Annotated in this window: 23 protein-coding genes and 1 tRNA gene; 17 read left to right on the forward strand and 7 right to left on the reverse strand. The window is 65.4% G+C overall.

The genetic code is table 11. The features are described 5' to 3' along the window. Window positions 1–98 precede the first annotated feature (98 nt). The 5 genes from N2L00_RS14265 to N2L00_RS14285 form a co-directional block, all read right to left on the reverse strand. Window positions 99–1,787, reverse strand: coding sequence for a long-chain-fatty-acid--CoA ligase (locus tag N2L00_RS14265; protein ID WP_255765185.1), 1,689 nt, complete (start codon window positions 1,785–1,787; stop codon window positions 99–101). Window positions 1,788–1,868: 81 nt separating this feature from the next. Next, complete coding sequence (locus tag N2L00_RS14270; protein ID WP_255765186.1) at window positions 1,869–2,834, reverse strand: RimK family alpha-L-glutamate ligase; 966 nt, start codon at window positions 2,832–2,834, stop codon at window positions 1,869–1,871. Between the two features lie 131 nt (window positions 2,835–2,965). Continuing rightward, window positions 2,966–3,718 (reverse strand): SDR family oxidoreductase, encoded by a 753-nt coding sequence (locus N2L00_RS14275; RefSeq protein WP_255765187.1) that lies wholly within the window; start codon window positions 3,716–3,718, stop codon window positions 2,966–2,968. A 153-nt stretch (window positions 3,719–3,871) separates the two neighbouring features. Then, complete coding sequence (locus N2L00_RS14280) at window positions 3,872–4,297, reverse strand: hypothetical protein (RefSeq protein WP_255862441.1); 426 nt, start codon at window positions 4,295–4,297, stop codon at window positions 3,872–3,874. Between the two features lie 292 nt (window positions 4,298–4,589). Continuing rightward, window positions 4,590–5,042: a hypothetical protein gene (locus tag N2L00_RS14285; protein ID WP_255862440.1), complete on the reverse strand. Its 453-nt coding sequence runs from the start codon at window positions 5,040–5,042 to the stop codon at window positions 4,590–4,592. A gap of 177 nt (window positions 5,043–5,219) precedes the next feature. On the opposite strand from N2L00_RS14285, the gene N2L00_RS14290 reads away from it, so the two are divergent. From N2L00_RS14290 to N2L00_RS14305, 4 genes are all read left to right on the forward strand, one after another. Continuing rightward, window positions 5,220–5,303, forward strand: a tRNA-Ile gene (locus N2L00_RS14290). A gap of 919 nt (window positions 5,304–6,222) precedes the next feature. Further along, window positions 6,223–6,900, forward strand: coding sequence for a phosphoribosyltransferase (locus N2L00_RS14295; RefSeq protein ID WP_255862439.1), 678 nt, complete (start codon window positions 6,223–6,225; stop codon window positions 6,898–6,900). A 160-nt stretch (window positions 6,901–7,060) separates the two neighbouring features. Further along, the gene (locus N2L00_RS14300; RefSeq protein ID WP_255862438.1) at window positions 7,061–7,657 is read left to right on the forward strand and encodes an HdeD family acid-resistance protein; all 597 of its coding nucleotides are present in this window, start codon (window positions 7,061–7,063) and stop codon (window positions 7,655–7,657) included. A gap of 243 nt (window positions 7,658–7,900) precedes the next feature. After that, complete coding sequence (locus N2L00_RS14305; RefSeq protein ID WP_255862437.1) at window positions 7,901–9,187, forward strand: ammonium transporter; 1,287 nt, start codon at window positions 7,901–7,903, stop codon at window positions 9,185–9,187. 84 nt (window positions 9,188–9,271) lie between these two features. On the opposite strand, the gene N2L00_RS14310 is transcribed toward N2L00_RS14305, so the two are convergent. Then, on the reverse strand, window positions 9,272–11,065 hold the full coding sequence (locus N2L00_RS14310; protein ID WP_255862436.1) for a thiamine pyrophosphate-requiring protein: 1,794 nt from the start codon (window positions 11,063–11,065) through the stop codon (window positions 9,272–9,274). Window positions 11,066–11,287: 222 nt separating this feature from the next. Between N2L00_RS14310 and N2L00_RS14315 the strand changes: the two genes are divergently transcribed. From N2L00_RS14315 to N2L00_RS14375, 13 genes are all read left to right on the forward strand, one after another. Continuing rightward, the gene (locus N2L00_RS14315; RefSeq protein ID WP_255862435.1) at window positions 11,288–12,274 is read left to right on the forward strand and encodes a helix-turn-helix domain-containing protein; all 987 of its coding nucleotides are present in this window, start codon (window positions 11,288–11,290) and stop codon (window positions 12,272–12,274) included. Window positions 12,275–12,417: 143 nt separating this feature from the next. After that, window positions 12,418–13,536, forward strand: a complete 1,119-nt coding sequence (locus tag N2L00_RS14320) for a sugar ABC transporter substrate-binding protein (protein WP_255862434.1) — start codon at window positions 12,418–12,420, stop codon at window positions 13,534–13,536. Between the two features lie 83 nt (window positions 13,537–13,619). Beyond that, window positions 13,620–15,179 (forward strand): sugar ABC transporter ATP-binding protein, encoded by a 1,560-nt coding sequence (locus N2L00_RS14325; RefSeq protein WP_255765194.1) that lies wholly within the window; start codon window positions 13,620–13,622, stop codon window positions 15,177–15,179. Window positions 15,180–15,224: 45 nt separating this feature from the next. Then, window positions 15,225–16,259 carry an ABC transporter permease gene (locus N2L00_RS14330; protein WP_255765195.1) on the forward strand — a complete coding sequence of 345 codons (1,035 nt, stop codon included), beginning with the start codon at window positions 15,225–15,227 and terminating at the stop codon, window positions 16,257–16,259. Window positions 16,260–16,322: 63 nt separating this feature from the next. Beyond that, complete coding sequence (locus N2L00_RS14335) at window positions 16,323–17,780, forward strand: benzaldehyde dehydrogenase (protein ID WP_255862433.1); 1,458 nt, start codon at window positions 16,323–16,325, stop codon at window positions 17,778–17,780. Between the two features lie 77 nt (window positions 17,781–17,857). Beyond that, entirely contained in the window at window positions 17,858–18,400 is a 543-nt protein-coding gene (locus tag N2L00_RS14340; RefSeq protein WP_255862432.1) for a dihydrofolate reductase family protein, read from the forward strand. A gap of 221 nt (window positions 18,401–18,621) precedes the next feature. Continuing rightward, the gene (locus N2L00_RS14345) at window positions 18,622–19,437 is read left to right on the forward strand and encodes an alpha/beta fold hydrolase (RefSeq protein ID WP_255765198.1); all 816 of its coding nucleotides are present in this window, start codon (window positions 18,622–18,624) and stop codon (window positions 19,435–19,437) included. Window positions 19,438–19,444: 7 nt separating this feature from the next. Beyond that, window positions 19,445–21,007, forward strand: a complete 1,563-nt coding sequence (locus N2L00_RS14350; protein WP_255862431.1) for an ATP-binding protein — start codon at window positions 19,445–19,447, stop codon at window positions 21,005–21,007. Between the two features lie 142 nt (window positions 21,008–21,149). Then, window positions 21,150–21,626: a GtrA family protein gene (locus N2L00_RS14355; protein WP_255862430.1), complete on the forward strand. Its 477-nt coding sequence runs from the start codon at window positions 21,150–21,152 to the stop codon at window positions 21,624–21,626. Between the two features lie 168 nt (window positions 21,627–21,794). Further along, window positions 21,795–22,760: a DUF6282 family protein gene (locus N2L00_RS14360; RefSeq protein WP_255862429.1), complete on the forward strand. Its 966-nt coding sequence runs from the start codon at window positions 21,795–21,797 to the stop codon at window positions 22,758–22,760. Next, entirely contained in the window at window positions 22,757–23,524 is a 768-nt protein-coding gene (locus N2L00_RS14365) for an ABC transporter ATP-binding protein (protein WP_255765202.1), read from the forward strand. Before N2L00_RS14360 ends, N2L00_RS14365 begins: the two co-directional genes overlap by 4 nt. Continuing rightward, the gene (locus N2L00_RS14370; RefSeq protein WP_255862428.1) at window positions 23,521–24,414 is read left to right on the forward strand and encodes an ABC transporter permease; all 894 of its coding nucleotides are present in this window, start codon (window positions 23,521–23,523) and stop codon (window positions 24,412–24,414) included. Before N2L00_RS14365 ends, N2L00_RS14370 begins: the two co-directional genes overlap by 4 nt. A gap of 26 nt (window positions 24,415–24,440) precedes the next feature. Beyond that, window positions 24,441–25,484 carry an ABC transporter substrate-binding protein gene (locus N2L00_RS14375; RefSeq protein WP_255862427.1) on the forward strand — a complete coding sequence of 348 codons (1,044 nt, stop codon included), beginning with the start codon at window positions 24,441–24,443 and terminating at the stop codon, window positions 25,482–25,484. 44 nt (window positions 25,485–25,528) lie between these two features. Here N2L00_RS14375 and N2L00_RS14380 read toward each other — a convergent pair whose 3' ends face one another. Then, entirely contained in the window at window positions 25,529–26,908 is a 1,380-nt protein-coding gene (locus N2L00_RS14380) for an NAD-dependent succinate-semialdehyde dehydrogenase (RefSeq protein WP_255765206.1), read from the reverse strand. Window positions 26,909–26,943 lie beyond the last annotated feature (35 nt).

A 26,943-nucleotide genomic window follows, 5' to 3' on the forward strand; every position in this document is an offset into this window, starting at 1 on the left:
GTTGACTGGTGAGGAACCTGGCATACATACCAAGCCCACTTACAATTCCAGCCCCCCGCCTCCGGACCCGTCAATAGGTACTTGCTGCGAGGAGGGGACTACGCGTCCTGCAGCAGGGCGTCCCGCACCTGGCGGCGCAGCACCTTGCCCAGCATGGACTTGGGCAGGTCCTCGATAACCACGATCTTCCGCGGCACCTTGTAGGGGGTCAGCCGCTCGCGGCAGTAGGCGCGCAGGGCGGCTTCATCAAGCTCGGCGCCCTCCTGCAGGACGACGGCGGCCACCACCTGCTCGCCGCCGTCGGCCCGGGGCAGGCCCACCACGGCGGCGTCGAGGATGTACTGGTGGGTGCGCAGCACGTCCTCGACCTCCGACGGGGAGACGTTGAAGCCGCCGGTGATGATGAGTTCCTTGCGGCGGTCCACCACCTTCACGAAGCCGTCTTCGTCCACGGTGACAATGTCGCCGGTGCGCAGCCAGCCGCCGTCGAGCAGCACCTCGGCGGTGTCCTCGGGGTTGTTCCAGTAGCCGGCGAAGACCTGCGGCCCGCGGACCAGGAGCTCACCGGCGGCACCGGGTTCGACGTCGTTCACGGGGTTCTCCGGGTCCACCACGCGCATCTCGGTGCTGGGGAAGGGAACACCGATGGTGCCGTTGCGGCGCGACTCGGCAAACGGGTTGCCCAGGGCCACGGGAGAGGATTCGGTGAGGCCGTAGCCCTCCACCAGCAGGCCGCCGGAGACCTCTTCCCAGAGCTTCACCGTGGCTGCCGGCAGGGTCATGGCCCCGGAAATGGCGTAGCGGATGGTGGACAGGTCCACGCCGCGCTTCTTGGACTCGTGCGCGGTCTTTTCGTAGATCGGCGGGACGGCGCAGAAGACGGTGGGCTTGGATTTCTTCGCGGCGGTCAGGACCAGGTCCACATCGAACTTGGGGAACAATACGAGCCGCGACCCGGTGAGGACGGAGAAGGTCAGGTACAGGGTGAGGCCGAAGGCGTGGAACATGGGCAGCACGCCGTAAATGACTTCCTTGCCCTCCTGCGCACCGTGCATCCAGGCCTTGCCCTGCAGGGCGTTGGACCGCAGGTTGTAATGCGTGAGCATGACGCCCTTGGGGATACCGGTGGTGCCCGAGGTGTACTGCAGGGCCGCCAGATCGGAAACAACCGGGCGGGGGTGGTCCGCGGACAGCGGAGCGTTGTCGAGCAGTTCCTCCCAGGACATGGTGCGCTCGGTCTTGGCGGTCAGGCCCGCACGGGTGCGCCGCAGGGAGGGGACCGGAAGAGCCAGGGCCATCCGCTTGATCCGGGGCATCGCCTTGGTGATGTTCACGGCCACGATGGTTTCCACGGCTACGTCACCGGGGAATTCCTGTACCTTCTCCACTGCCTTGTCCCAGACGATGGCCACCTTGGCGCCGTGGTTCTCGAACTGGTGGCGCAGCTCGCGCTCGGTGTAGAGCGGGTTGTGGCCGACGACGACGGCGCCCAGCCGGAGCACGGCGTAGAAAGCGATGAGGTACTGCGGGCAGTTGGGCAGGATGATTGCCACCCGGTGGCCCTTCCGCACCCCCAGCTTGCGCAGGCCTTCGGCGGCCCGGTTGATCCGGTCCCCCAGGTCCCGATACGTGGTTTCGGCGCCGAAGAATTCCAGGGCCACCTTGCTGCCGAACCGCTCCACGGCGTCTTCCATCATGGCGGTAAGGGATTCGGTGGGCAGCTCAATCTGCGCGGGAACGCCGGGCTGGTAGTTCTTGACCCAATGCGGTTCCAGGGCAGCGGACATGGAGGTCTCCTTCAGGTTGGGCGATACCACGACTATATCGAGGCCGCAGCCCTGTGGATAAAAAACTTGAGCCGCACCACGCTATTCCGCGGCCGGCGCCAGGGACGCCAGGTACCGGGCCAGGGCCCGGGGTGCGGACCGCGGTGCCACGGCTTCGACGGCGGCGTTGTAGTTGGTGTTCGTGTTTACGTCATAGGTCAGCAGGCGGCCGTCGGCGGCCTCGATGAACTCTATGCCGCAGACCTCCAGCCGGTTCCGGCGGGCGAACTCGAGGTACTTGCCGATCACCGGATGGTCGAAATCTTCGCGCAGGCTGAACAGCTGGGTGTCCGCATCCGGTGCAATGGTGGCGCCGGGCGGCATGATCGGCTTGCCGGTGGACGGGTCGATGGCGCAGGCATCCGCCGGGCAGAGCTGGAACCCGCCGCGGGCCGTGTCCGCCTTGATGGCGTAGACGAATTCCCCGCCCACAATCTCCGCCCGGGTGATGAAGGGCTCGGCCGCAACAATGTATTCCTGGATCAGGGTGATGCCGTCCGCAGGCTCCTCGAAGTCCGCCGACGCCACGTAGTCCGCCAGTTCCCCGTGGGATTCGAACTTCCGCACCCCGAGCCCCTTGCCGCCCTGGTTGTGCTTGGTGATGAACGGTGCGGGGAATTCCTTGGCGGCGGCCAGGATCTGGTGGCGTCCGACGGCGGCCACGGTACGCGGGGTGTCGATGCCCGCGGCGCGCAGCGCGGTCAGCTGGTCCACCTTGCTCATTTCCAGTTCCAGCACCCGGCGGCCGTTGACCGTGCGCCGTCCGTGCGCTTCCAGCCAGGACAGCACCGCCCGGGCGTAGTCCTTGGACAGGCCATGGTCCCTGGTGTGCGAGGAGGCGCTGATCCGGGACCAGAAAATCCCCTCCGGCGGCACCGAGTCCAGGTCCAGGACGCCGTCCGTCAGCAGCCATTCCTCCACATGCACGCCTTCGGCCTCGAAGGCGCGGGCAAAGGGAGGGAACCATTCGGGATTCTCATGCAGGGCATAGACCGTGGGGGTGCTCATGGAACTCGCTTTCACCGGTTTCGTCGTCGGCCCCGGGCAGGGCAGGCGGTGCAGGGCAGGCGGTGCAGGGCAACCCTAGGCCCGCTGCCACGGCTCCGCCAGCTTCCGTGACGCCCGACGTCAGCGGCCCCCTACCGCCCCCGGCCCGCCAGCCGGGCCACCAGCGCCTGCGGTGCCCGGCTGCCCACCGTGGCCAGCACCCGGTACCGCTTGGACGGAATGGAAATGCCCTTGCCCGCAAAGGCGTCGGCCAGGGCTTCACGCACCACGCGGTCCGCACTGAGCCACATCCACTTGGGGTAAACGCTCTTGTCCATTTCCATGCGCGCATGGAATTCCGTGTGCACAAACCCCGGGCATACCGCGGTCACGGTGATGCCGCGGCCCCGGTAATAGAGGTTGGCCCAGCGGCTGAAGTTGATCACCCATGCCTTGGCGGCGCTGTAGGTTCCCCGCGGGATGAAGCCGGCTACGGAGGCCACGTTGATGATCCGGCCGCCGCCGTTGGACTGCATGGCGTTCAGTGCCGCGTGGCTCAGCTGCAGCGGCGCACCCACCAGCACATTCAGGTGGTCGATCTCGGCCTGCAGCTCGTTCCGGGCAAAATCGTTTTTCAGACCGTATCCGGCGTTATTCACCAGGAGTCCGACGTCGGGCTTCTGCACGCGGTCGGCGACGGCGTCCACTCCCTCGGAGGTGGCGAGGTCGGCCGCGATCCACTCGGTCTTCACGGAGTAGTCCCGGGCCAGTTCCGCCGCGGTGGATTCCAGCCGCTCGGTATTCCGGCCGGTGAGCACCAGGTCATAGCCTCGCTGCGCCAGCTGGCGGGCGAACTCCGCGCCGATTCCGGAAGTGGCTCCTGTAACAACTGCTGTCTGCGTCATAAGGACACCTTTCTATGCCGGCCCCGGTTTGGCAACGCAGCGGGTTGGGTGGACCCCTTGCCGGTGCCTGCGGCGGTCCCTAGCTTGGGAGGAGCACCCGAACCCGTTTTCCCCTCTCCGGATTTGCCAGGAGAAATAACCAAGGTGCCCAACCTAAGGTTGGATCAATTCCCCACCCATTTCCTTTGCCAACGCCTCAATGGAGTACTGCCCACCACTGATTGCCCAGTTACCGCCGACCAGGGTGGCTTCGTCAGGATCCAGGTTTTTTTCCACAATTTCTTCTCGCTTCACGCCGGACTCAAATAGCATCAGAACGCAAGAGCTGCCATAGCCGTCTTGGGCCCAATCGTATTTCGCCAGTGATTCTTCAACCTTGTCTTCTTCAACAGGGGTCAGTAGATCTTTACCGCAATCCAATCCCCCGTCCGCCGCTGCATCAGACAGTTCTGCCATGGTGTCAAAGTGGTGGTCGGAATAGTCTGTGGAACCGCACCCGGCCAGCGTGGTTCCGAGGATGAGAAAGCCGACGAACATCTGCGGAATGCGCTTACGAATAGCGACAGGGGACTGAGCCATACAGCAGATTCTGACATCGACCTCGAACTAGGTAGGGGAGGCACAGCCTACGATTGCCCGCCTTTCCCCCACCCATTCTTGGACCAGCAGCAGCGGAGGCGCAGGAATACAAGGGGGGGCCACGCCCCGTGACCCCACCAATGCACAGCCAAAGGCAACCCCGCTCCTAGACTGTTTGGGTGGCTAAACACTCAGCGCTGGCAGGGCAGGCCTCGGCGCTCAGGAGGGTCTGGAACGCATCCAGGGCGGGATCGTCAGCGACGAACTGCCATTCACGAACCCGATATGTGCTTTATATGCCACCCTCGAATTTTTCGGTCTTCGTGACCACACCAGTTCTCATCTCTTCCTCTGAGAACTCCTTGTGGCCGTTACGTTCCCCTAAGTCGATGGTGTAGAAACCGAGACCCGCCGGAACATCATCAACTGAGAACTCGAACTCACAGAAATTCCCTTCTTCCTTGGAAAAAGTACCCGATGGGAGCGTGCCCATAGCCACTGTCTTCCCCTCAGCCTGAATCTTGAATTCGTATCCGTCTTGGAGGTTGAATACATTTGGTCCGTCACATACCTCGCCAACTCGATAACCGGGCAAGGTTCGATCCCTGAGGACCCCCTTGGCTGTGAAAGTATCCTCGCTTGAGTCGTCTGCGGCCTCCGAGTCCCCACGGCCTTCATTGTTAGAGTTGCTCTCGCTTGCCGAGCAGCCCGAGAGGGCCAGGCCAGCAATAACGAATACTGCCAATAAGTAACGGTGTTTGGTAAAACTTCCCACGGTATTCCTGACTGTTCGCGATTTTATTGGGTACAGGGATCCACCCATGCCACCACTAAGCAGTAAGCAGCCAGCTCCCCCCGAGATCGGATTCTATCCGAGCTGCGCCCTGTCACGAAGAAGGAAATGATCAGGTAGGATCGCCCTATAGTTCGCATAGTGGCCTATTGCGCCCGGTTGATACCCGGGTTGGGTTAATCGCCCTCAGGGGTTCGAATCCCCTACTATCCGCGAATGGGCCCGACTAGTTCTCTAGTCGGGCCCATTTCTTATTTCTTCACTGCTCCGCATCCCGCTAATCCCGAACCGACTTCAACGATCAACATCGAACCCGTGACTTTGGCCGAGATCGCCAAGAGTCAGGCAGATATCCATAGACTCATCAGGGGTAGCAACACCTTTGGTGAGCTCGGGGAAAGGGTGAGTATCGTTGCTGCGACTCGTTCCGGATCGCGCCGACCAAGGAAATTCGCGGGGCCATTGATCCAATCGCACTCACACTTAGCCAGTATGAATCTTGGGTTCTCGGCCAGCACCAACTCTGTGAGGTTATACGAGGCAAATGGCTGGGCACCCGGGCGCGGCAGCTGGCCCTCAGGGCGGCCAGTACTTCCACCCTATAAAGATCTTGCTGCACATTCCCACCTTCCAAACGATTCCGGTGAATTGCCCCGCCATCTGACGCCCATCCGAAGAGTGCATATCGGAACGATCCCCAGATATGCCGCCCGTTGGCCGCGTACCACGATTGCTGTTCCTCAGTGCCATAAGTCTTGGCTCGTGAAACGGGTCCGGTGAAGAGGTCCATTGACTCAATCCCTACCCTGCGTCCCTTCTCATTCACGATGAAGGAAAGCTCCGATTCGCCTTGGGCGTGCTGCGAATACACGTAGTTGCAGTATTCCTTCCGCGCCACCTCGTAATGCGGCAGCTTCCGTTGCTTCCGCAGTGTGGGGTTGGTCGTTACCGAGCCCGTAGAGCGGCTCGGACTCCTGCCAGGCTGACGAATCGTTCTCGTGGCCTGATTCTTTGGCTTCGCGTTCGTCCAACGCAGCGGGTTGGGTGGACCCCTTGCCGGTGCCTGCGGCGGTCCCTAGCTTGGGAGGAGCACCCGAACCCGATTTTCCGTCCCACCGGATCCGCCCATCCCATGTTTTTCTCGAACTCCGCCCCCTCCCCGCGCTGGCAGGACCGCGCCGACGCCGGCCGCGCGCTCGCCGTCGGGCTGTTCCCCTACGCGGGTGCACCGGACCTGCTGGTCCTGGGCCTCCCCCGCGGCGGGGTTCCCGTGGCAGCCGAGGTGGCCCGTGCGCTGTCCGCGCCGCTGGATGTGGTGGTGGTGCGGAAGATCGGCTATCCGGAACAGCCCGAACTGGCGGCCGGCGCAGTCGCCGGCATCGCTGGAACGGTCTGCATTGTCCGCAACGAGGACGTGCTCCGGTATTGGCGCAGCCGCACGCAGGACGCGGACGCGCTGTTCGCGGCCGCCGTCGAGCAGCAGCTCAGCGAGGTCCGGAGCCGGGAGGAGCTGTTCCGCCAAGGATCACCGGAACGGCGCATTGCCGGCTGCACCGTCATTGCGGTGGATGACGGGTTGGCCACCGGAGCGACCATGCGTGCGGCCCTTGGCGCGGTCCGGCAGCTGGACCCGGCCCGCCTGGTCGCCGCTGCGCCGGTGGCGTGCGGCAGTGCGGCGGAGCTGCTCAGCCCGCCGGCCGACGACGTCGTGGTGCCCTGGCCGCGCAGCGGATTGGACGCCGTGGGACTGGCGTACCGCCGGTTCGGCCAGACCACCGACGCCGAGGTCCGGGACCTGCTGGGCGCCTGACGGGCGCACCCACCCCTCCGGCACAGGCCGGCCGCAGCGACGATCCGGGTCCAAACGGCTGGTTCCGCGGCTGTTCCCTAGAGAAGCCGGGCGTTGGCACCGGATACTGGGGAGACCGGCCAGCCGGGCCGATGGGGGAATATCTTTGGAGGTCTTGAGGATGTCCGCATCAGGCAGCGAGTTCCAGCAAGAGGGCGGGTTTGCGTTGGACGCCATGAACCTGGCCAAATCCGTCGTCCGCGGTATCCGCCTCGGACTGTGCATCACCGGGGTGGTTTCCGTGGTCCTTGGGCTGCTGATCCTCTTCTGGCCCGGAGCGACGCTTGAGGTGCTGGCGGCCCTCTTCGGCCTGTATTTCGTCATTGCCGGCGCCGTCCGCATCCTGCTGGGCATCTTCACCGGGCTGGGTGCGGGATTGAAAATCCTCAATATCCTGGTGGGCCTGGCGCTCCTGGTGGTGGGCGTCATTGCCATGCGGAACCCCGCCGAAACCCTGACGGCGCTGGGGCTGATCATCGGGATTGCGTGGATCGTGGAGGGCGTGATGGCCCTGGCCGAATCGGACCGCGGCGGGTCCCGCTGGTTCGCCATTGTGCTGGGGATCCTGAGCATCCTCGCCGGGATAGTGGTGCTCTTCCTCCCCCTGGAAAGCCTCGCGGTCCTGGTGATTTACGGCGGGATCTTCCTTGTGGTCCTGGGTGTGCTCCAGATTGTCCGTGCCTTCGCCTTCGGCCGCGGCATGCCCCGCACCGCGTAGTCCACCAGCCGCGCCCGCAACCCGCCGTGCACGTCCAGAAACCTCCCAGCAGACATCCAGACCGCGTTAACGCAGCGCTAACCTGGAGGCGCTCCCGGCCGTAACATACCGGCCCCATGCTTAAACCAGCGCCGCCGGTACCGGGGTGCCGGTCAGCCGCGGGGGGCTGGCCCGTCCATATTCTCCGCCCGGCTGCATCGGCAGAGGCAGGAACGGGCGCACAACCCGAACGGGAGTACCTCCATGGACTCTGGAAACACAGCCTGGCTGCTGGCCAGTTCCGCATTGGTCTGCCTGATGATCCCCGGGATCGCCTTCTTCTACGGCGGCATGGTGGGCTCACGGCGGATCCTGAACATGATGATGATGTGCTTTGGCGGGGCCAGCCTCGTGGCCGTCCTTTGGGTGCTTTACGGCTATTCCGCAGCGTTCGGCGACTCGCTGGGCGGCATGGGCCTGCTGGGCGACCCGCTGGAATACCTCGGCCTCTCCGCACTCCTTACTGAAGATCCGGCCGCGGCCATCCCGGTGGCCCTGTTCGCTGCCTTCCAGCTGATGTTCGCGTGCGTAACCACCGCCCTGGTTGCCGGGTCCGCAGCCGGACGGATGAAGTTCGGCGCCTGGATGGTCTTCGCCGGACTCTGGGCCACGCTGGTCTACTTCCCGGTGGCACACTGGGTGTTCGCCTTCGACAACGCGGAAGGCACCGTCGTCGGCGGCTGGATCGCCAACCAGCTGGGCGCCATCGACTTCGCCGGCGGCACCGCGGTGCACCTGAACGCCGGCGTTGCCGCCCTGGCCCTGGCACTGGTCCTGGGCCGCAGCAAAGGCTGGCCGCACTCGCACGGCCAGCCGCACAGCCGGCCGCTGATCCTGCTGGGAGCAAGCCTGCTCTGGATCGGGTGGTACGGCTTCAACGCCGGGTCCGCCCTCAGCGCCGGGCACTCAGCAGCCGTCGTCTTCCTCAACACGGCAGTCGCGGCAGCTGCGGGCATGCTTGGCTGGATGCTGATGGAACGCCTGCGGCTGGGACGCTCCTCGAGCCTTGGCGCGGCGTCGGGCCTGATCGCCGCCCTGGTGGCCATTACTCCGGCCTGCGGGGCGGTAAGCCCCCTGGGCGCCGTCGCCATCGGTGCGATCGCCGGGCTGGTCTGCTCCCTGGCCATCGAATTGAAGTTCCGCCTTGGCTTCGATGACTCGCTGGACGTGGTGGCGGTACACGCCGTCGGCGGCCTGCTGGGCACCCTCCTGATTGGCCTGTTCGCCACCGAGGCTGCACCCAACGGGGTCAGCGGCCTCTTCTACGGCGGCGGCTTCTCCCTGCTCGGCAGCCAGGCAGTCGCCTGCGGAGCCGTACTGGTCTACTCCTTCGTGGTGACCTGGCTGATTGCCAAGGTTCTGCAGCTGACCATCGGCCTGCGCATCCCCGAAGAGAGTGAACTCAAGGGCATCGACCTCATGGCGCACTCCGAATCCGCGTACCTGAATGATGAAGAACCCGTGGAGCTCGGCGCGCCGACCCGCACGTAGGACGGGCACCGAAAGGAGGAACGGGCGCACCCACCGCGGGTGCGCCCGTTCCGGTATGCCGGGTTGTTTCCGGCCCCGGCCGGCTCAGAGGTCCCGGTACAGGCCCTCTTCCTGCTCGAGGTAGATGTCCAGCAGCCGGCGTGAATGCTCGCCCGCGGCGCCCTCCTGCGCCAGGCCGTCCTTCATGGTTTCGGCCTGTGCCGCACCGCTGGGGAAGGGAGGAAGCAGCGGCACCGCGGGATCGGTGACCACTTCGATCAGGAACGGCCGGGTGGCGGCGAGCGCCACGTCCCAGGCCTCCCCCAGGAGCTCCGGATCCTCCACCCGGATGCTTTCCAGTCCCAGCAGCTTGGCGTACTCGGCGTACTTGAAGTCCGGCAGCGACTGGCTGTCCTCGAACCGCGGATCGCCCTCCATTTCGCGCTGCTCCCAGGTGACCTCGGCCAGCTCGCGGTTGTTCAGCACGCAGAGAACGAACCGCGGATCCTCCCACTTCTGCCAGAGCCGGCTCAGGGTGATCAGTTCGGTCACCCCGGCCATCTGCATGGCACCGTCCCCGGAGAGCGCCACCACCGGCCGGTCCGGATACGCCAGCTTCGCGGCCAGTCCGTACGGCACGGCGCAGCCCATGCTGGCCAGCGTGCTGGACAGGTGCGCCGGCACGCCCTCCGGAAGGTGCAGCTGCCGCGCGTACCAGTACACGGAGCTGCCGACGTCGACCGCCACCTGCGCGTTGTCCGGCAGGCGCCGGTTCAGCTCGTAGACCACGCGTTCGGGGTTCACCGGATCGGCGGGCGTCATCGCCCGCACCCGGGCCAGTTCGTGCCAACGGCGCACGCTTTCCTCCACCTGCCGCCGCCAGGGAGCCTCCGGTTTAGCTTCCAGCAACGGGATCAGGGCGTCCAGGGTGGCTACGGTGTCTCCGGTGATGCCGACCTCCACCGGGTAACGGTTCCCGATCGCGGAAGCGTCCCGGTCAATCTGCACCCCGCGCGCCGTCCCCGGCTTGGGGTAGAACTCGGTCCACGGGTCGCTGGATCCGATGATCAGCAGGGTGTCGCAGTTGTCCATCACGTAGCCGGCGGAACTGGTGCCAAGGTGTCCCATGGTTCCGGCGGCCAGCGGCAGGGTTTCATCCACGTACGGCTTGCCGAGCAGGCTGGTGGTGATGCCCGCACCGATCTTCTCGGCCAGGGCGGCGACCTGGGCGCGGGCGTCCCGTGCACCCTGCCCCACGAGCAGGGCCACCCGCTCGCCGGAATTGATCAGGTCCGCGGCGGCCCGGATGTCCGCCGGGTCCGGCGAGGTCCGCGCGGGGCTGAACACCGGAACGGTGTTGAGGATGCCGTGCTCCTGTTCCAGTTCCGGGGCCGGGGCCTGCTGCACGTCATGCGGGATGATGACGACGGCGGGCGTGCCGGTGGCCAGCGCCTTCTTGAACGCGCGGTCCAGCACCAGTGGGACCTGCTCGGGGGAATTGATCTGCTGGCGGAACGCCGAGGCAACATCCCGCGTCAGGTTCATCAGGTCCACTTCCTGCATGTAGGAGGACCCCAGCACGCTGCGGGACTGCTGCCCGACGATGGCCACCACGGGTGCCCCGTCCAGCCGGGCGTCGTACAGGCCGTTGAGCAGATGGATGGCACCGGGCCCCTGGGTGGACATCATCACCCCTACCCCGCCGGTGTACTTTGCATGCCCCACCGCCATGAAGGCCGCGTTTTCCTCGTGCCGGACCTGGATGAACTCGGGGTCGCCGCTGCGGCGCATCGCACCCAGGACCGTGTTGATGCCGTCTCCGCTGTAGCCGAACACCCGGTCCACATTCCAGGCCTTCAGGCGTTCGACAATCAGATCCGCTACGAGCCGCTCACTCATGGAAGCCTCCTGTAATCAGCATGCTTACGATACGGCCACACTATTGCATTGAGTGCCCGCCCCGGGAACCCGGGGGCGACACAGCAGGCACCAGGTGCGCCATCTCCACCTCATACTTCCGTATAGTGACGTGCACCACATTCACGTACCCTTGGGTGCATTGCTCCTGATTCGTGACAAAGATGCCCGATTGGAGGCTCGGCCGTGCCGATTCCCGTTCCAATGAACGATTCCGCACCTCTCGACCCCCTTGAAGGAGCCCGCCGGACCAGCCGGTTTTCCACCGCACAGGCGCCGCTGCGCCAACGGCTGGATTTGTGGGAGGAGTACAACGAGCAGGCGCTGTTCGGGCTGCGCTGCAGCACCCTCTCGGAACGCAGCCTCCTGGCCACCCAGAACAACCTTGCGCTGCCCCGGATCCGGCTGACGCACATCATTGGGAATGACCATGTGATTGAACGCGCGCCGGAGAATATCCGCAGGAACCCGGTCGACGCCGTGATGCTCTGCCTGCTGCTCGAGGGGAAGGCGTTTTTCTACCACGACGCCGGCTGCGAAACCCTGGCCGCGGGCGAAGCTGTCGTTTATGACGCCAACCGGCCTTTTATGTACGGCTTTTCCACGGATATGCGCCAGGTCATCGTGGAGGTACCCCGCACGGTGCTGCGCGAGCAGTCGGCACGCGAGGAGTACTTCCGTCCGCGGGTACTCCGCATCGCCGGGTCACCCGCCGCCACGCACGCAAACACCACGGCCAACGCTGTACTAGGGGCTTTCCGGGATCCGGTTGAAGATACGGACGAGCTGGAACGGAGCGTGCTGGAAATGTTCTCCATCATTACCGGCGAGCCCGGAGCCGCGCCTTCGCTGGCCTATCTCGCAGCCGCCCGCGATTACATCGGTGCACATCTGGGCCGGCCGGCCCTGTCCCTGGCCCAGATAGCCCGTGCGGTGGGAATCAGCGAACGCCACCTGACCCGGGTCTTCGCCGAGGCTGGTACCAGCCCGGCTCGGTATGTGCTGGAGACCCGGCTGACCCGCGCCCAGGAGCTGCTGGCAAATCCGGCCCACGCCGCCACCTCCATCGCAGCAGTCGCGGCGTCCGTCGGATTCGTTTCGGCCGCCCACTTCTCCCGGGCGTTCCGCCTGGAGTACGGCTGCACTCCCCGCGACGCCCGCGTTTCAGCGGCGGCACGCCAGGCGGACTAAGCCGGCCCTTTCCGGAGTGTGAACCTTGCCGAATCCGGACATCGGCTTGTCTGTTCCGGACCAGGCCTTCAGCGGGCCTGCCCTGCCGGTGACAGTGGGAGCTACATCACACCCAGTGTCATTTCCGAAAGGCTCCGGACCCTATGAAAACCTCTCCCCGCCACCTGCTCGGGCTGCTCGCTGTCCCGGCACTGGTCCTGTCCCTTGCCGCCTGCGGTGACGATGCCGGCACTGCGTCCGACGCCGCCGAGACCGGTTCCTCGTCCGTGGACACAGCGGCGCTCGAGACCATGCTCACCGACTTCCAGAAGCCCCTCGAAGAAGAGGTACCGACGGAGTCCGCGGCCATCGCGAAAGACAAGAGCATCGTGGTCATTCCCTGCACCTATTCGTCGGAAGCCTGCGCCCGCGGAGCCGACGCTGCCATGGAAGCGGCTGAATCCCTTGGCTGGGAAACCCGCATGATCGATCCGGCCGGCAATCCGGAAAAAGCCCGCCAGGCCATCGACCAGGCGATCCAGCTCGGTGCCGACGGCATCATCTTCACCGCCGCCGTAGGTGACCAGATCGATGCTTCGCTGAAGCAGGCCCGGGAAGCCGGCATTTTCCTGGTCAACAGCATGTCCCCTGCCGATGACCGCTTCGATGTCGAGGTTGTGCCGGATGAGGAGGTCTCGGGCAAGATGATGGCTGCTGCCATCGCCCAGGACAGCGGCGGAGACGCGAAGATCCTGCTCACCACCGACCCGGCTTTCCCGTCCATCACGGCGCGCACCGAGGCGTTCGAGAAGTGGCTCCCCGAGCTTTGCTCCGGCTGCGAGATCGTCGAGACCATCGAAACGCAGATGTCCCAGCTGCAGTCCGGACTGCCGCCGCAGATCCAGGCCACCCTGACCGCCAACCCGGACATCGACTACATCTGGACCCACACCGGTGCCGCCGTCGTCTCCACCCAGGCCACCGTGGAGCGTAGTGCCAACGGCGAGAAGATCAAGATGGTCTCCTACGACGGCAACTCCGCCAACCTGAACCTGATCAAGGACGGCAAGAGCCAGTTCGCGGACGTCATCAAGCCGATGGAGCACACGGGCTACCTGTCCGTGCATGAGATGAACAATCTCTTCGCCAACGGTGCCAGCGGGCACCAGATCATCGAAATGCCCAAACGCATGGTGCTGCAGGAGACCCTGCCCGAGCTGCCGTGGACGGGTGACTCCGACTGGAAGTCAGCCTTCACGGCTCTGTGGGAGAACGCGGGCTAGTTTCCGCGGAACCCACGCGGCCGGCCCGGTTATCCGGGCCGGCCGTATACCGCTTTCCCGCTGCCACACATTCAGGAGTACCCATGGAGCACACCGCAGCCCTGAGCATCCGCGGAATCAGCAAGACCTTTACCGGACAACGGGCCCTCGACGGCGTCAGCCTCGACATCCAGACCGGCAAAGTGACCGCACTGTTGGGCATGAACGGCTCCGGAAAGTCGACGCTGATCAAGATCCTGGCCGGGGTCTACGCGCCGGATCCGGGCGGAAGCCTTTCGGTCCGCGGCAAGGACCTGCAACTGCCGCTTACACCCGCGGCCGCACACGCCGCAGGCCTGCGCTTCCTTCACCAGGACCTGGGGCTCGTGGACGCGCTGACCATCGCCGACAACTTTGCGCTTTCCGACGGGTTCTTTACCCGCACCGCTTTTTCCCCGGTGAAGCTCCGGAAGGAACACGCCCACGTGGCAGCCACGTTGGAACTTCTGGGCATCGACGAACATCCCGGCAGGCTGGTCGGTGACCTCACCCCCTCCACCCGCACCATGGTGGGGATCGCCCGTGCCTTCCAGCACCGCTCCGGCAGCGTCGACGACGGCGCCCCCGCCGACGTCGACGCGCTCCGCCGCAACATCCTGATCCTGGACGAGCCCACCGCCTCGCTGCCCGCGCACGAGGCAGACCGCGTGCTGGCCCTGTTGGACATGCTGCGCGGCCACGGCGGAACCGCCGTCTATGTCAGCCACCGGATCGAGGAGGTCCGCCGCATCGCGGACAACGTCGCCGTGCTCCGCGACGGCCTGCTCGTTGCGGACGAGCCGCTGGGCGAACGTGACGCTGCCGCGGTCGTTTCCCTGGTCATCGGCCGCGAATTGGAGTCCCCCGCCGTCCGCAGCGCCGAGGAACGCGAAGGCCCGGTGCTGCTGAGCACCCGTGCACTCAGCGGACCCCGGCTGGACGGCATCGACCTCGATGTGCACGCCGGCGAGATCGTGGGGGTTACGGGCCTGGTCGGCTGCGGCCGCAGCGAACTGGTCCGCCTGATCGCCGGTGCCCAACAGCCCTCCGCCGGGTCCATGACCTTGGCCGGCAAGCCGTACGCACCGGATTCCCCTGCAGCCGCAATCACGACAGGGGTGGCCTGCGTTCCGCAAAACCGCCGGCGGGACGGCGTCGTCCTGGACCTGGGGGTCGGGGAAAACCTGACGCTCGGGCGCCTCCGCCGGTATACCCGCGGACCGGTCATAAACCGCGCTGCGGAGAAGGCCGCCGCGGAGGACCTCTCCCGCCGCTTCCTGGTGAAGACCGCGTCCCTCGCCGCACCTGTGCGCAGCCTCTCCGGCGGCAACCAGCAGAAAGTGGTTGTCGCACGCGCAGCGAGCGGCACGCCGTTGCTGCTGCTGCTGGATGAACCCTCCCAGGGCGTTGACGCACTGGCCCGGCAGGAGATCAGCCGGCTGCTCAAGGAACTTGCCGACGACGGCGTGGCGGTCCTGGTTGCCAGCACCGACTACGACGACTTCGTCGGCCTGGCCGACCGCGTGGTGGTCCTGGACCGCGGCCGGATCGCCGCGGAGCTCTCCGGGCCGGAAATCACCGAGGACGGAATCGCCCTCGCCTGCCAGACCGGCGCACCGGCTTAGGCCCCGCCCCACCTACTACGCACACCCCACCAAGGAGCCTCTACAGTGAACCTCCGCCTCAACCCCGGCATCCTCATGAAGAACTACGGCATCGTGGTCTTCCTGGTACTGATGATCGCCGTCTTCGCGCTGCTTATGCCGGATACCTTCGCGACGTCCGGCAACTTCCGGCAAATCCTCGCCGACCAGGCGGTCCCGGGCATCCTGGCACTGGCCGTCATCCTGCCGCTGGCCGCCGGAGAGTTCGATCTTTCCGTGGGTGCCAACCTCGGTATCTGCACCATCACCGGAATAGTCCTGGCCGGTACCGGCCTGCCGCTGCCGCTGATCCTGCTCGCCACGCTTGCCCTGGGAATGCTGATCGGCGCCATCAACGCGTTCATGACCATCGTCGTCGGCGTCAACGCCTTTATTGCGACCTTGGGCATGGCCACCATCCTGGCCGGTTTGAACCTGCTGCTGACCAATTCCACGCTGATCACCCATTCCTCGGATGCGTTCTCGGCCCTGACCGGGCTCCGCCTGCCCGGCGGGCTGCAGGTAGTTGTGTTCTATTTCCTCGCCGCGGCCCTCATCCTCTGGTTTGTCCTGGAACGCACTCCCTTCGGCCGATACCTGCGGGCCACCGGTTTGGGGCGCGACGCCGCCGAACTGTCCGGGGTGCGCACCAAGAGATACCTGGCCGCGGCCTTCATCGGCGCCGGACTGCTCGGCGGACTTGCCGGAACGCTGCAGGCTTCCCGCGCTGGAAATGCGACGCCGGACCTTGGCCCGGAATTCCTGCTGCCGGCCTACGCCGCTGCGTTCCTGGGCGCCACGGCCATCCGTGCCGGCTACTTCAACGTCTGGGGCACTGTAACGGGCGTGTACCTGCTTGCCGTCGGAGCCAACGGGCTGGTCATCCTGGGCGCCAAGACCTGGGTTACGAACGTCTTCAACGGGGTAGCTTTGCTGATCGCCGTCTCAGCCGCCACGCTGGTGCAGCGCCGCAAGACGCGGGCCGTGCGTCCGGCCTCTGCGGCAGCGGGTTCCACCCCGGCAGAAACACCACCCGGTCAAGGTGCCTCCACCCCGGCCTGATCCCTCCCGCAAGGGAACCAATCCTTCGCAGCCATCTTGTTTCACCGCAATCTAGGAGCAGCCATGTCCATCCTCGCCACATCCGCCTGGCACGGAAAAATCCACACCGATTCCTGGACGGCCGGGTCCGGCGGCGTTATCGACGTCGTCGAACCCTCCACCGGGCTTGTCCTGGGTGCCGTTGGGGCAGCGGACCGCGCCGATGCCCTTGCCGCCGCAACCCGGGCGGCTGCCGCGCAGCAGGCATGGGCACAGACCAAGCCGGAGGAGCGTGCCGCGGTGCTGCGGCGGGCGGGGATGCTTTTCGAGGACCACGCCAAGGAGATCCAAGGATGGATCATTCGCGAAACCGGCGGAATCGAGGCAAAGGCGGCGCTGGAGACCCACATTGCCGCCAACGAATGTTTCGAAGCGGCTGCGCTTCCCGCCCACCCTGCCGGGGAAGTGCTGACCTCCAATGAAAACCGCTGGTCCTTCGCGCGGCGCCGGGCTGCCGGCGTCGTTTCGGTGATTTCCCCCTTCAACTTCCCCCTGATCCTCTCCATCCGGTCGGTGGCGCCGGCCCTGGCGCTCGGCAACGCCGTACTGCTGAAGCCGGACCCCCGCACCAGCGTCTCCGGCGGCGTGTCCATCATGCGCATCTTCGAACTGGCCGGCCTTCCTGCCGGCGTCCTGCAGCTGCTCCCCGGGGGTGCCGACGTTGGGCAGGCCCTGGTGGAAGCGCCGGAGGTACGCATCATCTCCTTCACGGGTTCCACGGCGGCCGGGCGCAAGGTCGGCGAGACTGCGGGCCGCCTGCTCAAGCGCGCCCACCTGGAGCTGGGCGGCAACAACGCCTTGATCGTGCTGCCCGGCGCCGACATTGAACTGGCCGCGTCTGCCGGCGCCTTCGGTTCCTTCATGCACCAGGGACAGATCTGCATGACCACCGGACGCCACCTGGTCCACGAATCCCTGCTGGAGGAGTACATCGACAGGCTCTCGGCCAAAGCCAGGGCGCTGCCGGTCGGTGATCCGCACACCGGCAGCGTGGCGCTGGGCCCGATCATCGACGAGCGCCAGCGCGACAACATTGATCGCCTGGTACGGGCGGCCAAGGACGCCGGTGCCCGGATTGCGGCAGGTGGAAACTATGAGGGCCTCTTCTACCAGCCCACTGTCTTGACGGAGCTGACGCCGGACAACCCCGCCTGGACGGAGGAGATCTTCGGTCCGGTGGCCCCCGTGCTGGGGTTCTCGACCGTCGATGAGGCGGTCGAGCTGGCCAATGCCTCCGAATACGGCCTTTCCGTGGGCGTACTGGGTGAGGTGGGGTTGGCGATGGAGGTGGCAGACCGCATGATCTCGGGAAAAGTGCACATTAACGAACAAACCGTCTCCGATGAAGCCAATTCACCGTTCGGCGGGATGGGCGCCTCCGGCACGGGTTCCCGTTTCGGCGGGGCGGGCGCCAACATCGAAGCGTTTACCGAAACGCAGTGGCTGACCATGCGGCCCGGAATTGCCGGATATCCCTTCTAGGCGGAATCCGTTTATTCCGGCCGGCCAGGTCCGCCTGACCCTACGCCCCTCCCGAGGCCACGGGCTATCCTCATCCCATGCCCAAGGTCATCTATTACGTCGCGTCCTCCCTTGACGGTTTTATTGCCACCGATGACAACCGTTTGGACTGGCTGCTCCAGTTCGGTTTCGAGGCGTTCCAGGACCACTACGACCGGTTTATGGCCGACGTCGGCGCGGTGGTCATGGGGGCGGAAACCTACCGCTGGGTCCGGGCGGAGCAACCGGACAGCTGGGAGTACGCCCAGCCGTGCTGGGTGCTGACGCACGGGGAAGAGTCCGGCCCGGCGGAGGGGGACGTCCGGTTTGCCTCCGGCGACGTCCGCGAGGTGCTCCGGGAGGCTCGGGACGCGGCGGGAGAAGGGAACATCTGGGTGGTGGGCGGCGGCAATGTGGCGGCACAGTTCGCCGAGGCCGGGCTGCTGGACGAACTGTGGGTCACCTACATGCCGGTGGCATTGGGCAGCGGGCGGCGCCTGCTTCCGGTGGCCGGCCCCACCGCACCCATGCGGCTGATCGCCAGCACGCAGTTCAACGGCGGCGCTGCCGAGCTCCGCTATGCCGTGGCGCAAGTGCCGTAAAGACCGTTTGCCGGGAAACAAACGGTAACCACGGCACGTTCGGTCGGTGAATGCGGCCCAGGCCAACCCGTTTTCCCTGCATTACCGACAGCCCCGCCGAACAGCATTTCCGTCCGCGGCCCGGCTGGCCGTTTAAGCGGTATTACACCTGTAATGTTTGCTGAGACTCCGCTCACGGCAATGCGGGCACGGCATAAGAAGAAAAGCAGGCGTACAGGTAAATGAAGACAGATATCCGCACCCGGAACAATGTTCGCGTCCTGGGACGAGCGGACGGACCGGTACTGCTTTTCGCCCACGGTTTCGGCTGCGACCAGGGCATGTGGTCCCGGGTACTGCCGCGTTTCACCGATGAATACAAAGTGGTTCTCTTCGACCACGTCGGTGCCGGCGGTTCCGATCTCGCCGCCTACACCCCGGCCAAGTACGCCACCTTGGACGGCTACGTCGCCGATGTCCTGGAACTGTGCGAAGACCTGGACCTGCAGGACGTCACCTTCATCGGCCACAGCGTCAGCGCCATGATGGCCATTGCCGCCGGCGCCACCGCCGCCGAGCGCCTTGCCCGCATCGTCCTGGTTGCACCGTCACCCAGCTACATGGACTACCCCGAGGACGGCTACGAAGGCGGCTTCAGCCGCGCCGACCTCGATGACCTCCTCGAATCCCTGGACACCAATTACCTCGTCTGGGCCGCCACCATGGCGCCGGTGATCATGGGCAACCCGGCAGCTCCGGCTTTGGGCGCCGAACTCGAAGGCAGTTTCTGCCGGGTCAACCCGGGCATTGCCCGCCAGTTTGCCCGCGTGGCTTTCCTGAGCGACGTCCGCAGCCTGCTGCCCCGGGTCTCAGTCCCCGCGCTGATCATGCAGGCCTCCGCGGACCTGCTCGCCCCGGACCATGTGGGCCGCTACCTGCAGGAACACCTCCCGCAAAGCACGCTGGTGCAGATGGAAGCCACCGGCCACCTCCCCCATGTCAGCGCTCCCGAGGAAACCGCGGACATCATCCTCGCCTACCTGCAACAGGCAAAGTAGGAGCATCATGGACCTGGATTTCCGGCTTGACTACCGCGCCCTGTCCCAAACCGCTCCGGCCGGGTACTTCATCACCCTGGCGGACGGTACCGTGGTGGACGCCAACGGCACGGCGCAGAAATGGATCGGCAAGGCGTTGGAGGACGTCCGCGGCACCAGCTTCCTGAAGCTGCTGCCCGTGGGTGACCGGATTGTCTACACCACGCACGCCATGCCGCAGTTGGCCTTGAACGCCGCGTTTGCCGAACTCGCCGTCGACCTCCTGGGACCCGACGGCCAGCGCATCCCGGTCCTGCTCTCCGCCACCCGTTCCCCCGCGGCCGGCGGGAGGCCCGCCCTTGACCAGGTGGTTGCCTTCTATGCGCACGAGCGCCGACTGTACGAGCGTGACCTCATTTCGGCCCTGCGCACCGCCGAGGACGCCGAGGCCGCCCGTGCCGAGGCCGAGGCCAGCCTCACCGCCCAGGCAGTGGTGCTGCAGGAAAAGGATGTGGTGCTGCAGGCCTCTCTGATGGAAAGCCTGCGCAAGGAGTCGATGCTGGAAACCATCCTGAACACCATCCGGGTGGGCGTGGCGGTCATTGACGAGGACGGCCGCCGCATCCTTACCAATTCCCGCCAGCAGCTCCACGAGCGCCTCGCGGCCCCGTCCTTCACCACCCGCCCCACCGAAGCGGAGATGTACATTTTCGGGCCGGACCGCACCACACCGATCCCCGTGGACCAGCGCCCGGTGAAGCGGGCAGCCCTCGGCCAGTCCTTCTCGGACCAACTCGTCTGGTACGGGAACGGTGAGGAGCAGAAGGCGCTGAGCGTCTCGGCCCGCTCCGTCAAGGGCGACGACGACGCCTTCCGCGGTTCCGTGATCGCCTACAGCGACGTCACCGGCCTGGTGAACGCCGTGGCGGCGAAGGACGACTTCGTGGCGAATGTGTCCCATGAGCTGCGCACCCCGCTGACCTCGATCATGGGCTACCTGGAACTGGCGCTGGACGAAGAAGATGCCATCCCGGCGTATGTGGCCTCCTCGCTGAAGGTGGCGCAGCGGAATTCCGAGAAGCTCCTGCACCTGGTCTCGGACCTGCTGACCGCCGCGGCCGGCTCCGCCAATGTCCAGCAGGAAGTCACGGACCTCAGCGAACTGGTCCGCTCCGGCATCACCTCCGCCGCACCGCGTGCCGAAATCAACGCGGTGACCATCGTTGCCGAGGTTCCCGAGACCCTGCCGGCCATGGTCGATCCCAAGCGCATTTCCCAGGTGCTGGACAACCTGCTCTCCAACGCGGTGAAGTACTCGCCCGACGGCGGCCGGGTGACGGTCAGCGCCTGGCGCGCCGAAACCGGTGCCACCGTCCTTCGGGTAGCGGACTCCGGCATCGGCATGACCGAGGCCGAGCAGGCGGAGGTCTTCACTAAGTTCTTCCGCTCCGGCACCGCACGCCGGGCGCAGATCCCCGGCGTCGGGCTGGGACTGGTAATCACCAAGCGGATTGTGGAAGAGCACGGGGGCACCATCGCCATGGAAAGCCAGGCAGGCAAGGGCACTGTCTTTACGGTCACACTGCCCTGATCCGGCTTGCGTCGGCACGGATTTTGAGGCCAAATGCACTTTGTGCCATCATCCGAAAGGTAAAAGTCCCTCCCCGCGTGTGTGCACCGGCCAGGGCAGGAAGCTGCGTCCCGCAGCAATGCGTTGAATGGATTTTTCGGTAATGGCAGAAACCAGCAAGGTGCGCGCAATCGTCCGCCGTCTGGGCTCGTTTTCAGCAGTGGGCGCCGTCGCCTTCGTGGTTGACGTAGTCCTGTTCAATATTCTCTCTGCCACCCTCGTGCCGGACAGCCCCATCGCCGCCAAGACCATCTCGGTAGCGGCGGCCACCACCGTTTCGTGGCTGGGCAGCCGTTACGTGACCTTCCGGAAGCTGCGCACCCGGAGCATCCGCAGTGAAACGCTGCTTTTCGCCCTGACCAATCTGGTGGGGCTGCTTATTTCCACCGGCTGCCTGTTCATCTCCCACTACGTGCTGGATTTCCGCAGCACCTTTGCGGACAACATTTCGGGCAACGTGGTGGGCATCGGCCTGGGCAATATCTTCCGCTACTTCGCGTACCGGTATGTGGTGTTCAACGGTCCCAGCGACCGCGCGGGGCAACCGGAACCGGAACCGGAAAACACCCGCTCGGTCTAGCTGCCCCCCCCCTTTTTCCCCACTGAAGTTCCTACGCCGGCGCATTTCGCGTCGGCGTTATTTGTTGTCCTGCCCCGATTGTGAAGCAGCTCACTTTTTCGGATTGACAACCGTTGACATTATTGGCGACAATTTGGGCACCAACCGCTCATCAGGCAAGGGAGCCTTATGTCCGACCATCACCAGCCCTCAGCCCGCGCACGGGACCTAGTCCGGGACGCCTATGACGTCCATGTGCACATTGCGCCGGACGTTATGCGCCGCCGAATTGACGACCTTGATCTAGCCGCCCGTTTCGCAGAGCTCGGAATGGCCGGATTTGTGCTGAAGTCCCACTACACGCCCACCGCAGAGCGCGCCGCCGTCGTCCGCAAGGTCCACCCGGGCGTGGATGTCCTCGGAGCCATCACACTCAATGCCTCCGTGGGGGGCCTGAACCCTATCGCCGTGGAGATTGCCGCGCGTGGCGGAGCCCAGTTTGTCTGGCTGCCCACCGTGGACAGCTCAAACCAGCGGTCCTGCCTCGCCGAAGAACCCGAAGGCGCCACCCCGCCCATGTGGGCCCAGCTGCAGGAGGACCTGCGCACCGCCGGAATGGCCGCACCCGCCGTGGAGGTGGAATCCGGCGGCGGGCTGGTCCCGGAGGCCCGCCAGGTCCTGGAGCTGATCGCAAAGCATGACATGACGCTTGCCACCGGCCACCTGCACGCCGACGAATCCGGCAGCCTGATTCCGGCAGCCGTGGAGTTGGGCGTGCGCCGGATGGTGATTACCCACCCGGAGTTCACCTCCCAGCGCATGTTGCTGGATCAGCAGCGGGAGCTGGCCGAGCAGGGTGCACTGCTGGAGCGGTGCCTCACCACTCCCCTCACCGGCAAAGTGTCCTGGGACCTCTGGTTCTCCAACATCCGCCATGCCGGCCCGGAAAACTCGGTCATCAGCAGTGACCTCGGCCAGCCCTTCAACCCTCCTGTGGAGGACGGGTTGGCCATCGCCGCGGACCTTTTACTGGCGCAGGATTTCACGGAGGAAGAGGTCCGGCTGATGACTGTGCATAACAGCCGCTGGCTGGCCGGCGCGGACCCGCTGCCGGATGCCCCGTCCCACCACCGGGGCAAGGTGCAGGCCGTATGAGCTCCCTGCTGGAAATCTCCGGGCTGAGCAAGCAGTTCGAGCGCGATGACACCGCCACCGTTGCCCTGCGGGACTTTGACCTCTCCATCGAGGAAGGCACATTCGTCAGCATCCTCGGCCGCAGCGGCTGCGGGAAATCCACCATGCTGAACCTGCTCTCCGGGCTTACCCGGCCCAGTTCGGGAACCGTCCATTACCAGGGCGCGGTGCTGAACGGCCCCAACGTGGACATCGGCTACCTGACCCAGTCGGACACGCTTATGCCGTGGCGCGACGTCGTTCGCAACGTCGAAATGCCGCTGGAAATCCGCGGTGAATCCAAGGAGAAGCGCCGGGAGGTGGCGCAGTCACTCATAGCCAAGGTCGGACTGACCGGATTCGAGAACCACTATCCCCGGGAACTCTCCGGCGGAATGCGGCGCCGGGCCAGCCTGGCCCGAATGCTGGCAGGGGCACCGAAGACCCTCCTGATGGACGAACCCTTCGGAGCGCTGGATGCACAGCTGCGCAACGAACTCCAGGAAGAGCTGCTGCGGTTGTGGCAGGGCTCCGGGCAGACGGTGGTTTTTGTCACCCATGACATCGAGGAGGCCCTCCTCCTCGGCGACCGCGTGGTGGTCCTGGGCCAGCTCGGCCGGATCCTGCTGGATGAGCCGATCAATATTCCGCGTCCCCGCTCGGTGGATGAAACCCGGATCGACCCCACATTCGTGGCGCTGCACAAGAAGCTTGCTGCCGCCCTCAAGGAAGGATCCACGGCATGAGCGCTGCATCCGCGGCCGAGCCGGCGCTGCCGGCGGCAACCGCACCGGGAACAGGCCGGGTACCGCCGCTGGCGGCCGGATCCGGTCCCGTCAAGGAAAACCTGAACCGCACGTGGTGGGACAAGTTCGGCCACTCAACCATCGTCTGGGGCCTGCGTGCGGCAGTACTGGTGGCCTTCCTGGCCCTGTGGCAGATCACCGCAGGACCGGTCATCGATATCACCTTCATCAGCAAGCCCAGCCTGATCCTGGAACGGCTGGTGGACTGGATCGCTGACGGCACGCTCTGGACGCACACCTGGATCACCCTGCAGGAGATCTTGCTCGGGTTCTTCTTCGGAGCCCTTGCCGGCGCCCTGGTGGGATACCTGCTGGCCTCCTTCAACCTGCTCTACCAGGTGCTGGATCCGTTTATGCTCGCCCTGTATTCCATCCCCAAGGTTGCCCTGGCACCGCTGTTCATCGTGTGGTTCGGCATCGGCATGGACATGAAGGTGCTGCTGGCAGCCGCCACGGTATTCTTCCTCGTCTTCCTCAACACCGCCGCCGGGGTCCGCGAAGTGGACCGCGGCCTGATCGACGCAGTCCGGCTGATGGGCGGCAACCGCCGCCATGTCGCCTTCAAGGTCGTACTCCCCTCCTCCATGACCGGCTTCCTCACCGGCTTGAAGGTAGCCATCCCGTATGCACTGATCGGTGCGGTCATCGGCGAGCTGGTCGCGTCCAACCAGGGACTCGGCTACCTGATCAACGCCTCAGCCGCCCAGTTCGACACTGCCGGCGTCTTCGCCACCCTGGTGGTGCTCACCATCGTTGCCACCATCCTGAACTCCGGCGTCGCCGTCCTCAGCAAGCGGATCAACCGCTGGAAGCCGCTGGACGAGCACTAACTCTTCCTCCACAGATTGGAACTCCAATGTTTGAAACGGTTACCCCCTCCAGACGCAGCATGCTCAAGTCGATGCTCGTCCTTCCCGCCATCGCCGCCGTGCCCGCCCTGGCCTCCTGCGCCAACAACGCGGGCAGCTCCGATCCGGGAGTGCTGAATGTGGGCCAGATCAGCGACTCGATCGCGTTTTTCCCCCTGTTCGTAGCCGAGCAGGAGGGCTTCTTCACCGCCGAAGGAGTGACCATGGGAGAACGCCCCCGGCTCGGAACGGGTGCCAAGGTGGCCGCCGCCCTGAAATCGGGCAGCATCGATCTCGGCGCCGGCGTCATCACCGACGCGTTCAACCTGTACAAGATCGACGACGACGCGAAACTGGTCAGCGGCCTGGTCACCGAGTACTACGTGGACGTGGTGGTGGGGAACAACTTTGACGGGCCCTCCGCTGACGCACCGCTCGAGGAACGGATCCAGGCGCTGGTCGGTAAGCAGATCGGCATCACCGGACCGGGCAGCGGCACGGAAGCGCTCATGACTTACCTGTTCAAGCAGATCGGCAAGAACGCCCAGACAGATTCCACCATGGTCAACATCGGCAGTGCCGCCACCGCCGCAATCGGCGCGCTGACCGCCGGCAGGGTGGACGCACTGTGTTTCTTCCAGCCGATCGGACAGCAGGTTGAAACCGCGGGCGAGGGCACCATCTACATCTCCCCGACCCGCGGCGATATCGAAACGCTGCGGTCGCCTATCCACGGCGCAGTGTTCAGCACGGGCGCCCAGATCGAGGCCAAACAGGATCTCGTGGACGGATTCAACCGGGCACTGGATAAGTCGCTGGCCCTGATCCAGGAAAACCCGGAAAAGGCACGGACCCTCTTGGGCGAGTACCTGAAGGACACCCAACCGCAGACCGTCGATGCGCTGGTGGCCCTGCTGCCCAAGGAAATCGCCACCTCCACGAAGGTCACCGAGGAGTCCTACAAAGTGGCATCGGCCTTCCACACCGAATCCGGGTTGGTGGACGAGGCACCGGACTACGCCGGTTTCGTCCTCGAAACCTCACAGGCATAAAAAACCCGGGGCGGTAGGCCGCCCCGGGTTTTCTGCTGGACCTACTACTTCTTCTGCGGGGTGCGGATCAGCTTCTTGTTGACGAATTCGGCCATGCCGAACCGTCCCAGCTCGCGGCCCACACCGGAGCGCTTGACGCCGCCGAAGGGCAGGTCTTCCTGCGTGCCGGAGGTGCCGTTGATCCAGACCATGCCGCTTTCCAGCTGGTCGGCGACGTTCAGGGCGCGGTCTTCGTCGGCGCTGAACACCGCTCCGCCCAGGCCGAACGGGGAGTTGTTGGCCAGTTCAATGGCTTCTTCCTCGCTGGACACCTTGTAGATGACGGCGGCGGGGCCGAACAGCTCCTCGGAGAACGCCCGCATTTCCGGCGTGACATCGGTCAGCACGGTCGGCTGTACGAAGGCACCCGGGCCGTCGATCAGGCTGCCGCCGGTGTGCAGGGTTGCACCCTTGTCCACGGCGTCGCGGATCTGCTCCACCAGGCCGTCTGCGGCAGCCTGCGTGGAGAGGGGACCGAAACGGGTTTCCGGCTGCAGCGGATCGCCGGGTTCAATGGCGGCCATCCGGGCGGTGAACTTCTCCACGAAATCGTCGTAGAGGTCCTCCATCACAATGAAGCGCTTGGCGGCGTTGCAGGCCTGCCCGCCGTTGCCCATCCGGCCGGCGACGGCGGCCTTGACGGTGGTGTCGAGGTCCTCGGTGTCGAGGACGATGAACGGATCGCTGCCGCCGAGTTCGAGGACGTACTTCTTCAGGTTCCGGCCGGCCACCTCGGCGACGGCGGAGCCTGCCCGCTCGGAGCCGGTCAGGGACACGCCCTGGATCCGGGCATCCGCGATGATGTCCGCGGCCTGCTCGTTGGTGGCGAACAGGTTGACGTAGGCACCCTCGGGTACGCCGGCGTCGGCGAAGATCTGTGCCATCGCCAGGGCGGACTGCGGGCAGTTGTTCGCATGCTTGAGCAGCACGGTGTTGCCGAGCATCAGGTTGGGGCCGGCAAAGCGGGCCACCTGGTAGTACGGGTAGTTCCACGGCATGATGCCCAGAAGCGCGCCTACGGGCTCGGTGCGGACCACGGCGTTGCCGCCGCCCTTGACGTCGAGCTGCTCGTCAGCCATGAAGCCGGGGCCCTGGGTGGCGTAGTACTCGTAGATGTTGGCGGAGAGGGCAACCTCATTCTTCGCCTCGCGCAGCGGCTTGCCCATTTCGAGGGCAATCAGCTTGGCGAGCTCCTCGGCGCGTTCCCGGTACAGTTCCGCAACGCGGGTGATGACCTTGGTGCGGTTCTCCACGGGCTCGTTCCGCCAGCTGGCGAAGGCCTCATGTGCTGCAGTGACGGCCTGGTTGATTTCGGCGTCGGTGGCTTCAGCGAATTCCTGAAGGGTTTCTCCGGTGGCTGGATTTACGCTCTTGTAAGCACTCATATTGGCCACGCTACTCCCTGCAAATCCAGTCTGCG

The sequence above is a fragment of the Arthrobacter sp. zg-Y1171 genome, assembly GCF_025244845.1.
GTDB lineage: Bacteria > Actinomycetota > Actinomycetes > Actinomycetales > Micrococcaceae > Arthrobacter_B.